This is a genomic window from Endozoicomonas sp. ONNA1 (genome assembly GCF_024606325.1).
Lineage (GTDB): Bacteria > Pseudomonadota > Gammaproteobacteria > Pseudomonadales > Endozoicomonadaceae > Endozoicomonas_A.
This window is the reverse complement of the sequence record NZ_JAHHPN010000285.1, coordinates 1-1,741: the sequence shown is the minus strand read 5'-3', so window position 1 is coordinate 1,741 and position 1,741 is coordinate 1. Positions and strand designations below refer to the sequence as shown.

Genomic DNA, 1,741 nt, shown 5'->3' with positions numbered 1-1,741 from the left:
AGAGCTTGAAATGCTGGAACTTTATCGCCCCCAGATGACTCCAATGCAACTCGCCGCGGTGATCAACAAAATGAGCGACAGAGTGGATGTGGCGACACAGCTCGAATGGCACAAAGCCTGTGAGGATAAAAAGAGGGATCCGCTCGGGCTGAATGAATGGCTATTTGAGGATGAACTGTTTGATGTATAGGGAGAGACTGCATGCCGTTACCGCCAGCAGATGGATCTACGCCGCCACCTTTGGTTTCCCGGTTAGCCTCTCGATTACCAGAGGCTCCAGCTCTTGATTAAATCCGCAACGAGCGCAACACTCGCTGTTATGGCTAAGGTTCATGGGAGCGAGTCAATAAACTACTCATAGGGATTCACTCCGTTTAAGGATACCAGTCTTCAGACATCATTTGCTCGTAAGACCACGGGCATTTGTCTGGATAGCTGCTGTTGTCCAGTTTTGGGCATTGGGCGGGTATATGAAGATTCATTTCCCAAATTGCGTCTTTTTTTCCTTCGGGATACGAGTTTTCTAATATATTCTCGATTCTTGGTTTTAAACAGGGATTTTTTCTTATTAGTTTATTGATGTTATTCCTTGATCTATATATGGTTTTTACCCACCCCTTAGGGAATCTCTCGGCGGCTATCGTATCCCTTAATACGGTCGTTTGGTAATCACATTTAAGAAGATGGGTTATCAAAGTGGATAGATAATTCTCAAGATTATCGACTTTAGCCTCTATACCCAACTCCAACTCCTCCAACAGATTTTCAAGGTCTAGCTGGTCAAATTGTTTGTTAGCCAGTAAGCCTACTTGCTCGGTCAACCATTTGTGATGGTCGGTTTCGTATAAGCTATTCATCGTTTTACCTCAACCGGATACCCTGTTAAAAAAATACCTCCATTGCCCTACCACTGTAGGCAACTAACAGAAAGGACGCAAAATGAATCACCAAAGCACAGATGCCTTTCACCTCGTTCCCGCGCTAGTATGTCACTTCAATGAGTTTGATGTGAACAATCTACGACATCAGTGATTTGGATGATGAGTGGGAGGAAGGCGATGCGGTGAACGCATTACCGCTCTTTAGCTCTTTCCCCCAGAAGTGGCGTATGACCATTGCGGAAAACATGAAAGTCTTGGCATTGTTCAGTACAGCCCCTCTAAAGTGGCGCATGACCATTGCGGAATTTGAACAATACCTGACCGCTTTCACAAACGCCCGTAATGAAAGACCTCAGGTGCTTTCCGCGTTGGCATCCTTGCTGCCGATATTACATAACCATGGTGGAGCTGGCGTACGTTTATGGCTGGCAAGACACAATGAAAGCCGACAAGACCAGAACTTACTCAACAAGGCACTCTCAATTCCCGCCCCTTTGAATATCGTAAAGTTTGCTCTGACTCAGCTGCCTGAATCTGAGAGTCTGGAGTACATTGAACTGTGCAAAAACCTCAGCCCCCCCCCCCGAACAAAGCTCAGTGGGAGGCACTGGAACCACTGAGGCAAAAGCTCAACCGGCGATTTATCATGGCACGAAGTAGAAGATGGACGTTGGAGATTATCTGGTCGCAGCCAGAAGCCAAAAGCCCAGACTATATTGAACAGCTCGATAGCTTCTTCGAAACGGCTCCATCCATCCTCCAACTGTATCGTATACACCTGTCGTTCGGGCAGCAAAAAATGCAGGGTTTCCTGGATGCCTGTATTGCCCGGCAGACTGCAAATTCCCTCAATCTGAAAG

The 1,741-nt window shown here is 46.6% G+C and carries 4 protein-coding genes; 3 read left to right on the top strand and 1 reads right to left on the bottom strand.

Going from position 1 to position 1,741, the window contains the following annotated elements:
- Positions 1 to 190, top strand: a 190-nt coding sequence (locus KDK19_RS06685; RefSeq protein ID WP_257254088.1) for a hypothetical protein, incomplete at its 5' end; no start/stop codon positions are given.
- A 184-nt stretch (positions 191 to 374) separates the two neighbouring features.
- On the opposite strand, the gene KDK19_RS06680 is transcribed toward KDK19_RS06685, so the two are convergent.
- Positions 375 to 857 carry a DUF29 domain-containing protein gene (locus KDK19_RS06680; protein ID WP_257254089.1) on the bottom strand — a complete coding sequence of 161 codons (483 nt, stop codon included), beginning with the start codon at positions 855 to 857 and terminating at the stop codon, positions 375 to 377.
- Positions 858 to 1,033: 176 nt separating this feature from the next.
- Between KDK19_RS06680 and KDK19_RS06675 the strand changes: the two genes are divergently transcribed.
- Positions 1,034 to 1,501, top strand: a complete 468-nt coding sequence (locus KDK19_RS06675; protein ID WP_257291606.1) for a hypothetical protein — start codon at positions 1,034 to 1,036, stop codon at positions 1,499 to 1,501.
- A gap of 26 nt (positions 1,502 to 1,527) precedes the next feature.
- Positions 1,528 to 1,741, top strand: a 214-nt coding sequence (locus tag KDK19_RS06670) for a hypothetical protein (RefSeq protein ID WP_257254091.1), incomplete at its 3' end; no start/stop codon positions are given.

What these genes read in the sequence shown, in the direction of transcription:
- KDK19_RS06680 (WP_257254089.1), bottom strand. Translation starts at nt 857, where the DNA reads ATGAATAGCTTATACGAAACCGACCATCACAAATGGTTGACCGAGCAA.